The organism is Funiculus sociatus GB2-C1, from assembly GCF_039962115.1.
In the GTDB taxonomy this organism is placed as follows: Bacteria; Cyanobacteriota; Cyanobacteriia; order Cyanobacteriales; family FACHB-T130; genus Funiculus; species Funiculus sociatus.
The window spans coordinates 19248-28806 of record NZ_JAMPKJ010000074.1; the positions used below are offsets into that span (position 1 = coordinate 19248).

General features: G+C 46.1%; 5 protein-coding genes and 2 pseudogenes. 4 read left to right on the forward strand and 3 right to left on the reverse strand.

Annotated elements, in window-relative coordinates; translation table 11 throughout:
• Nucleotides 1–145 precede the first annotated feature (145 nt).
• Together NDI42_RS24440 and NDI42_RS24445 are read left to right on the forward strand one after the other, a co-directional pair.
• Complete coding sequence (locus tag NDI42_RS24440) at nt 146–2452, forward strand: MASE1 domain-containing protein (RefSeq protein WP_190460148.1); 2307 nt, start codon at nt 146–148, stop codon at nt 2450–2452.
• Between the two features lie 152 nt (nt 2453–2604).
• Entirely contained in the window at nt 2605–3255 is a 651-nt protein-coding gene (locus NDI42_RS24445; RefSeq protein ID WP_190460150.1) for a DUF1361 domain-containing protein, read from the forward strand.
• A 5-nt stretch (nt 3256–3260) separates the two neighbouring features.
• Here the strand turns inward: NDI42_RS24445 and NDI42_RS24450 are convergent, their stop codons facing one another.
• Complete coding sequence (locus NDI42_RS24450) at nt 3261–4049, reverse strand: sugar phosphate nucleotidyltransferase (protein WP_190460152.1); 789 nt, start codon at nt 4047–4049, stop codon at nt 3261–3263.
• A 500-nt stretch (nt 4050–4549) separates the two neighbouring features.
• Between NDI42_RS24450 and NDI42_RS24455 the strand changes: the two genes are divergently transcribed.
• Both NDI42_RS24455 and NDI42_RS24460 read left to right on the forward strand, forming a co-directional pair.
• A complete protein-coding gene (locus NDI42_RS24455) occupies nt 4550–5707 on the forward strand; it encodes a baeRF3 domain-containing protein (RefSeq protein ID WP_190460154.1) in 1158 nt (385 codons plus the stop codon).
• A 278-nt stretch (nt 5708–5985) separates the two neighbouring features.
• Nucleotides 5986–6574 (forward strand): annotated as a pseudogene (locus NDI42_RS24460) (hypothetical protein); the annotation flags it as partial.
• Between the two features lie 51 nt (nt 6575–6625).
• Here the strand turns inward: NDI42_RS24460 and NDI42_RS24465 are convergent.
• Nucleotides 6626–9199: a putative PEP-binding protein gene (locus NDI42_RS24465; protein WP_190460159.1), complete on the reverse strand. Its 2574-nt coding sequence runs from the start codon at nt 9197–9199 to the stop codon at nt 6626–6628.
• 255 nt (nt 9200–9454) lie between these two features.
• Nucleotides 9455–9559, reverse strand: a pseudogene (locus NDI42_RS24470) (IS1 family transposase); the annotation flags it as partial.

The window sequence follows — 9559 nt, forward strand, 5'->3', positions numbered from 1 at the left end:
CCTTATTCTTATTTCGCTGATGTTATAAATCTTCAAAGCGAGGCGATGGGAGCGAATCCTATCGAAAGCTTCACTCGCAGAGGGAACGAGTAACGTAAAAGGCATGATAGCTTGGTGCAAACCAATCCAAAATCGAAAATCCAAAATGTCCCAACCTCGGTTATGGCGATACCTAGCCACCGTCGCTGTACTCGCGGCTATCTACTTTGTTACCGGAAAAATAGTTTTTTCTATTCCCAGCATATCGACAGCTGCGGCACCGTTGTTTCCACCGGCAGGGATTAGCCAAGCGGCACTTTTTTTATTTGGTCGAGGTATATGGCCTGGAGTGGCGCTGGGCGATTTCTTTATTTCGCTTGGGGGGGGACAACCGTGGTATATGGCTTTGGGAATGGCATTTATCCCCAGTTTGCAAGCGATCGCTGGTGCTACACTGCTTCGTCGCATGGGCTTGCATCCCTCACTTGAGAGTCTGCGAGATGTTTTAGCATTAGTGGCGCTATCCGCGCTTTTGCCCACAATAATTGGCCCCACTTTGGGTGTCACCATCCTCTGCTGGAGCGGGTTTGAGACTTGGAGCAAGTTTGCCGCGATTTGGTGGACTTGGTGGGTAGGAAACGCGATGGGAGTGTTAATCCTAGCACCTGTAGTATTGACCTGGTTTAGGGGCGAACAACGCCGAGTGCGATCGCGCTGGCATCAAATAACCTTACAGCCCCGACGAGTTATTGAGGCAGTAGTATTGTGTTTGATGTTGCTGGGTATATCCTGGGCAGTATTCGGATCGTCTACCAAAATCGTGAGCGATCGCTACCCAATTGAGTACCTACCCTTACCTTTAGTCATTTGGGCTGCCTTCCGTTTTGGTCAACGCGGCACCGTATTGGCAACCCTGTTCGTCTCTAGTATCGCCATCTGGGGAGCCTCCAAAGGCAGCGGCCCCTTTATTGGACAGACAGATAATATCAACCAGGCGATCCTGGCTCTGCAAACCTTCATGGGGGTTGAAGCCATTACTACCCTCGTTCTGGCGGCAACAGTTACAGAACGCAAACAAACTGAGATTTTTCTGCGCCAGAGCGAGGCGAGTTTAGCCAATGCCCAACGCATCGCCCATCTAGGCAGCTGGGATTTGGATCTGGTTAGACAACAATTGCACTGGTCGGATGAACATTATCGCATCTTGGGTTTTTCCCCAAAAGCCTTTGAGCCTACAGTGGAAATCTTCTTAAATTCAGTTCACCCAGACGACCAACAAAGGATCAAAGAGCTGCTAGACGCGGCATCGTTTCATAACCAGCCTTTCAGCACTGACTTCCGAATTATTCTACCCGATAATCAAGAGCGCATCGTCCAGGGAAGTTGTGAGACTATTCAGGAGCCATCAGGTAGGATAATTCGCCTGATCGGTACGATTCAAGACATCAGCAAGCAAAAAAGGATTGAGAAAGCGCTGCTGGAATCTGAAGCACAATTGCTCGAACTTGCCCACAACCTCGATCAGAAAGTGACAGAGAGGACGCTGGAGTTAGAACAAAAAAATGAAGAATTAGCGCGATCGCTATTTTTAATTCAACAAACCCAGCAGCAATTAATTCAATCCGAAAAAATGTCAAGTTTGGGGGAGTTGGTAGGCGGTATCGCTCACGAAATTAATAACCCGATTAACTTCATCTACGGCAATATCATCCATACCAGCAACTATGCCCAAAACCTGATTGACGTTTTAAACCTTTACCAAAAATACTATCCCACACCAGAAAAAGCAATTCAAGCTGTAAGCGACACAGTTGAGCTGGACTTTATAATCGACGATCTCCCTAAAGTTTTGTCCTCTATGCACAACGGTGCCGAACGTATCCGTCAAATTGTTATTTCTTTACGCAACTTCTCCCGACTCGATGAATCGGAAATGAAGCCAGTAAATATCCATGAAGGAATAGATAGTACCTTGCTGATTTTACAGCGTCGTTTCAAAGGTCGTCCAGGGCATCCAGACATTGAAGTAATTAAAGAGTATGGGAAATTGCCCCTAGTTGAATGTTATCCCGGAGAACTGAATCAGGTATTTTTAAACATACTTAATAATGCCATTGATGCCTTAGAGCAAAGAATGAAAGACGAAGGGAAAATGTTTATTAATGAAAATTACACTAATTCAGTTTTTACGCTTGAAGCTTATGTTTTGAGCATTAGTACCCAACTTTTAGATAATAATCGGGTGCAAATTCAAATATCAGATAATGGAATAGGTATAAAAGAAACGGCAATAAACAAAATATTCGACCCATTTTTTACAACAAAAGAAGTTGGTAAAGGCACAGGATTAGGTTTGTCTATTTGCTATCAAATAATTGTAGAAAAGCACAAAGGACAACTGAAATGTTTATCTGGGTCTGGTTGGACAACATTTGAGATAAACATTCCTCTGCGGCAGTGTGGTCAACTTTGAGCCAGTGGCTATACTGGGGAAAAGCAAAATGCCTGACGACTAAAGTCAAAGGCGAACAAACAAAGCCTGCTCACGTCAAGCTTTGCTGGTATAGCCCCAGGATAAGAGCCTGTGGGAATATTATCGATTAGCCAAGGAGAGAAAAAGCGCCTATGAAATTTGAACTAATTAACTGGATGGTCAATATAGCGCGTGTTTTGCGTCTCAATAGCCGCTGGATGACTTGGAATCTATTTTTGGCATTTATTCCTTTGGCTTTGAGTGTTTGGCTATTTCGCAGCAACCAAAAGCGATCTCTTATCTGGTGGGCGGGATTGTGCGTTTTTGTGGCTTTTTTGCCCAATGCTCCCTATCTATTGACGGATATTATTCACCTAATTCAGGATATTCGCGCTATCAACTCGGTGTGGATGATTACTCTGATTCTGATTCCCCAGTATTTGCTAGTTATCCTAGCTGGGTTTGAAGCTTACGTTTTATCGATAATTAACCTGGGTTACTACTTACAACGGCAAGGTTTAGGTAAATATATTCTTGCAGTTGAATTGACGTTGCACGGTCTAAGCGCCGTGGGCATCTTTTTAGGAAGATTCCTCCGCTTCAACAGTTGGGACTTGATTACCCAACCAGATGCCTTATTGACAAGCGTAGTCGATGATTTAGTAGGCAAATGGCCGTTGCTGGTTATGTTTATCACCTTTGGGGTGGTGACTTTGTTGTACTGGCTGATGAAGCAAGTGAGTTTGGGGATAATTTGGCGATCGCGATCGCCAAGGGAGTCGAAAGTTAGCAGTTATCAGTAACTGGCTTAAATTTCCTCAGCAGCAAAGAGGCGAACTGCGCGAACTAAATCCGGTGGCGTGCCAATATCCAAATATGTACCCTCTGGAAACGCCTCTGCTTCTACCCGCAAACCATTGTCAATTCCAGCCTGAATCACATCCCCAATCGGCAACTCTAGCTGTGGTACTAAACTACTGAGTGCCTGGATAGCAGCCAGATGCTCGTGCATAAACTGTGTAAAAACTGGTGTCCAAACTGCAATACCCCACATATATCGCAGTTGACTCTGTGGTGGTTTTTCGATCACCTTGTATACTCGTCCGGCGGCATCAAAATCAACCATACCAGCTTTTTGCGGCTCTTCCGTAGGGAATAATCCCAAGACAATATCGGCATTACTAGCCTCAAGGCGTGCGAGTAACCGTACAAAAGCATCATCCGGCTGAAAAAGAATGTCAGGAAAACCCATTGCTACAACAGCATCTTGCACAAAGGGATAGGCTTGATCCAGAGTGTAAGCTGCACCGAAAGGCAAACTGATAATTAAATAGCCCATGTTCATGTTTAGCATGGAGCCATCGCCAAAGTAGGCAGGAATATCCCACTTACCCGGACGCAACACGGTGTAAGCCTTGGTAATACCTGCCAGCCGCATCTTTTCCAGTAGGTAATGGCAAACGACTTTGGGGCGTAAGCTGTTATCCTCCACGCGGCGAAATCCAATCGGATACAATTCTTTGCTAACTGGTAAAGGGGAAATTCGCGTTGCTTGTCCTCCTGCTGGTAGCAGTCCAATTACTTGCCGCTGTTTCATTTGATTGCTGTTGGTCATGGTAGATAGCGTAAGCCGGGAGAAAGAGAAAACAAGAAACTTTCCTGTCAAAAGAAAGATGAATAAGTATCAGTGTTGACGTGAAATGAACTTAGGCTGATGGCATCTTAGGAATTATCTGCCGCCACTACAATTATTCCCTTTAAGGGCGGCTTGTTATTGGAATTTGTCAGTTTGTGTTGTCCTTTGAGCGATACTCTCCAAAGGAGCTGAATAATATGACCATATTGTCCACCGATCAACTAAAAACTTTGGTAGAAAGTTCTTCTGGTTCGTGTGTTTCAATTTATAGAACCCATTTGACATCCTTACAATTCTGGACAGTTCTGGAGGAACGTCCTTACTCCCTTTGAATCTAGTTCTCATGGCGTATTGGAGCGACCTCTGAGCTTCTTTTCTACCATTCGGCAGGGGCTTCGGCTAGAAAAGTTTTTATAGTATGAGGGTTCCGTTGCACATCTCTTTAATCCTGTCTTAATAATATGAGCTTCCTTTCGATCGAAGAACTGAAAGAACTCGTCGAACAGCCGCAAGGACTGTGTGTATCAATTTACATGCCGACCGTGCAGCTTAGTTCAGAAACTCAGCAAAACTCTGTCCGTTTTAAAAATCTACTTCGGCAGGCGGAAGCGGAGTTAGAAAAATATGAATTGCACCCGACTGATCCAAGCCAATTTCTTCAGCCTGCGAGTCAACTGGATGAAGATGAATTCTGGCAGCAACAGAACGCAGGTTTAGCATTGTTCATCTCAGAAGGGTTCTTCCGTTTCTATCGGGTGCCGATCGACCTGATTGAACTGGTAGTCGTAAGCGATCGCTTTCATCTCAAGCCACTAATTCCGCTGTTGAGTGGAGATGACCGCTTCTATGTTCTCACGCTCGGCCAACGGGATGTGCGCCTTGTGGAATGCAACCGCTACGGCATCACCCGTGAAATTGAAATTGAAGGCTTGCCGAAGAGCATGGATGAAGCCTTGCAGTATGACGAAACAGCGAAGGATGAACAGCGCCGCCAAGGAGCGGGCGCAGGTCGTTCAGCTTTGCAAGCAGGTGGTTCCTATCACGGACAGGGCGGCGAGCGCGAAAACGTTAAGGAAGATTTGCTGCAATATTTCCTGTTAGTTGATAAAAGCTTGCATAACTTCTTCCGCAATCGCCGCTCGCCCCTTGTTCTAGCTGGCGTTAGCTATTTGCTGCCGATTTATCACGAGGCAAATACCTACAATTTCATTGTGGAAGAAGGAATTCAACACAACACAAAGGAGCAAACGGCAGAAGAACTTCATGCAGAAGCATGGGCAATCATAGAGCCACAGTTTAAAGCAGACCAGGAAAAAGCGATCGATTATTATCATGAGTCAATTGCGGCTGGCAAAGGATCCAATGATTTGAATGAAGTCATTCAAGGGGCCTTTTATGGTCGCGTAGAACAGCTTTTTGTTCCGGTTGGTGTACAAAGATGGGGACATTTTGACCCGGACTCAATGGAACTTGAGATACATAATGAGGCTCGTCCTGGTGATGAAGATTTGCTCAATGCAGCAGCGATTCAAACGATCTTTCACGGAGGAACGGTATATGCTGTTGAACCGGAAAAAGTACCGGACAATACCCCTGTTGCGGCAGTATTTCGCTACTAATTGGTAAGGAAAGCGAGGATGTGGAAGAATCTATTTAGGGGTAAAGGTAGCGAAGCTGCAACGAAGTAGACACGCGATATCTAGAAGTTCTGCTAGTAGCTCATCCTAGAAAGATTCTGTCTTTAAACAGCATCCAATTTTAGCCGCTGATGCATGTCTAACTGAAGCGTGCCATAGGGATTGGCACGCTCCCATATCAACGGAGTCAACGCCCTTAATTCCTCTTGAAAGATCCGCTTCCCCAGCACTTTTTTGGTCGAGTTTTGTTCTATATTATTTTAACGTTCAAAAATCTCATTCGTGAGGCAGAGGAATGTTTGGATAAAATGGGACTTGACCATCAACAGACGATGGAATGGTTCCAGCAAGTGCATGAGCTTGATACTGGCGATTTTTGGGAAAACGAAGACCACGGACTGGCAATTTTTGTGTCGCCAGATGTATTTCGCTGCTACTATCTTCCGGAAGAGTTTCAAGACTTGGTAGTTGTAAGCGATCGCTTCCACCTAAAGCCCCTGCTGCATCTAATCAATAATGATGGAAATTCTACATTCTGGCTCTTAGCCAAAAGCAGATTAAGTTGCTAGAGGCAACTCGCTTAAAGTATCTCACGACATCAAAGAAATCATTCAATCTGCTTATTATCAACGGGTTGATTCTTTGTTTGTGGCAGTAGGCGAACAGCATTGGGGACACTTTAACCCGGATACAATGACGGTAGATTTACATCCGGAACCACAGCCGGATGATGAGGATATGGTGGATTTTGCTGCCGTACATACGCTTTTGAATGGTGGCACAGTTTATGCTGTGGAACCGGAAAAAGTGCCAGATGAAGCTCCGGTGGCAGCAATTTTGCGGTTTTAAAGCCACTGAGGCAAGAGTTGGAAGGTTAAAGCCGTCCAACTCTTTCACAAACTACCCAAGTTGACGACGGGCGGCTTCGAGAATCAAGCGTTGTTCAGCACGAGCGATCGCGTTATACGTCCTTTCAACTGCATCCGGTTCCACGGAAATTGAAGTAATACCCCACTGTACTAGCTGGTCAATCAATTCTGGATATTGAGCTGGAGCTTGACCGCAGATAGAACAGGGGATACCCGCTTGTTTTGCCCCAGCGATGAGTTGCGCGATCGCTTGAATCACTGCTGGATGACGCTCATCAAACGCACTCGCCATCTGTGCGTGTTCGCGGTCAACTCCTAAAAGCAGCTGAGTCAAATCGTTAGAGCCAATAGAGATGCCCATGCAGCCTGCTTTGACGTAATCTGCTAGGAGAAACAAAACAGACGGCACCTCAGCCATGATCCAGAGTTGAAATTGGGCAGATTCAGTTAACCCAGCTGCGATCGCGCGCTGGCGACAGAAGGAAAATTCCTCAACGGTGCGGACAAAAGGCAAGAGCAAGTGCATATTGGTGTAGCCAGACTGCTGTACGCTGGCTAAAGCTGCCATTTCCAAATCGAACAAGGCGGGGTCAGAAGTGGCGCTGAAGGTTCCCCTGTTACCTAGCATCGGATTGGCTTCGGCTGCTACTTGACGAGAACCAATTAAAGAGAGAAATTCGTGCGATCGCAAATCCAGAGAACGGTAAAATACCGGACGCGGCCCAAAAGCAGCAGCAAACTCACACAACTTTTGGGACAGAAGCCCGACTAATTCGCGATCGCGCCCCTGTTGTAGCCAACGGTGGGGGTGTTGTCCCTCCAATAAGTCCAGCACCAGCAATTCTGAACGTAGTAAGCCGACTCCATCGACAGGAAGATTCGCTGCACGCTCAATACTACTTATCTGACTCAGGTTGACGAGTAGTTGAGTAGCAATGGGGAATTGGAAATTGGAAATTGGCGGTTGTTTGTTAGCTAACGGCTTTTGACTAATCACTAATGACTCTTCATCACTAAGGCGATATACCTCTCCTCGATCGCCATCAAGTAGCACCGAGTCACCACTTTGAATCAGTTGTCTAGCACCGACAGCGCCAACTACAGCGGGAATACCCAGTTCTCTAGCAACAATCGCAGCGTGACAAGTCATTCCACCTTGTTCAGCAATCACCCCCGCAGCCTGTCGTAGCAGGGGAAGCAAATCAGGAGTGATGTTTTTGGTAACTAAAATCTTGCCGCTAACTGCTGGTAATGAAACTCCATCAGCTTGTGACCACTGCGTGTGATGCTCTGTTAATACGTGGGCGATCGCGATCGCTTGTCCCGCCGCCGCTGCTAGTCCCTTAATTGAGTGCTGCTGCTGAGATGCTGTAGGTGTTAGCCCAGATGTCCCCACAACGCGATCGCCTTCCCTTGGGTTGTGGCTAGTCGGGGATGAGCGGGAAGATAAAGAATGAACAGCTGGCCGTGAATTGAATGAAGCCATAGATGAATCACTGCTAACTGCTGCTTGCCAATCTCGGACTTCCGACTCCCTCAAGTTGACTGCTGCCTGCTGAATGCTTACTTGCGTAAGATAAAGCTTGTCGCCTTCATTTGCATGGGGAGAAATTATCCACTCCAGAGAAAAAGCTGGCCCGAGTTCAGCCTTTAGTTGCCTTGCCAGGTTTATTAGATCATTTAAGTTTTTTTCTGACAAAGCATAATTTTTTTGTTGCTCCTCGTCCAGAAGATAAGGCTCTAGACCTTCATCAGCCATCAACCCAGCGACATAAGCCTTTACTGCCACCTGAACACTGTCCGTGCTGTTTTCAAACCCGTCTGTAGAATATTGTTTAATTCGATAGGCACGGGTTTTAATTCCCAAGTTGCGGGTTTGCACTTCACCCGTTTCTGGTTGCACTTGGTAGGAATCGGGAACCACCTCGCCGCGAAACAGCGCCCTCCCCATTCCCCATGTTGCCTGAATTTCCCAAAGTTCGGGTAAGACGTGCAGAGTACCAGAAGCGATCGCTTCCATCAGCGGTTGCACTAAAATTCCCAGATTTATCTGAGTCACCTGAATACCAGAAGACTGCCAATAAAATAAACTTCGGGCGCGGAACAGTTCCGCCCAACTTAATTTCAGCCCCGCAGCCAAAGCCTCTGGCGACGCCAGACAAGTATGAGATTCCAGAAGCCCAGACTCTTGTACTAGCGACCAGTTGCTTGTTCGTAGTACGGATGCCGAACTTCCCACCAATGCCAGAGAGGGGCGCAAAATCAACACTGGGGAATGCCAACGCTCTTGTGCGGAGTTTATGTTTTCCAGCCAAGACTCTGGTAAAGCAGCAGTGGTAATTTCTTGACGAATTTTTTGGGCGAGATGCTGCAACTGGCGGGGATTATCCACATCCAGATGTAGCGAAGAATAAGGTAAATCTAAGCCCAGCGGTTCTGACCATTCGACGCTTTCGAGAAATTCATGGGTAGCGATCGCTGGAACCACAAAACCGGGGACAACCGGATAGCCACGCTGCATGACTCTGCTCAAAAAGAAGGCTTTGTCTCCCACCAGCGTCCGGTCTATTGATTTAATTTCCTCAAGCCAGTGGAGATTATCCATAAGAATTAAAAATTTAACAGCAAGCCTTCTTAATTTTTAATTCTTAATTTTGGATTTTTCATTTTTTGACCAAACTTGCCACTGCTGCTAGTAACTCGGTTTAAGAGTGTCGCACCTGACGAATCAAGGCATAGCCTTCCAACATCACTAACTAGCATATCTGGCGGCGATTGGTGAAAGTGCTTGCACTGCTTTCACCGATGCTGGTGCTTTCAAAATCGGGTAGTCCTGCATAGTAATGATAACGCCAGTTTTTCATTCTATAGATAAACTGGCGTTATATTCATGAATAAAATACCAAATAGCTCCTATATGATTGGAGAGTTTTTTAGAGAACGAAAGAGTTTTTCTTACCAAACA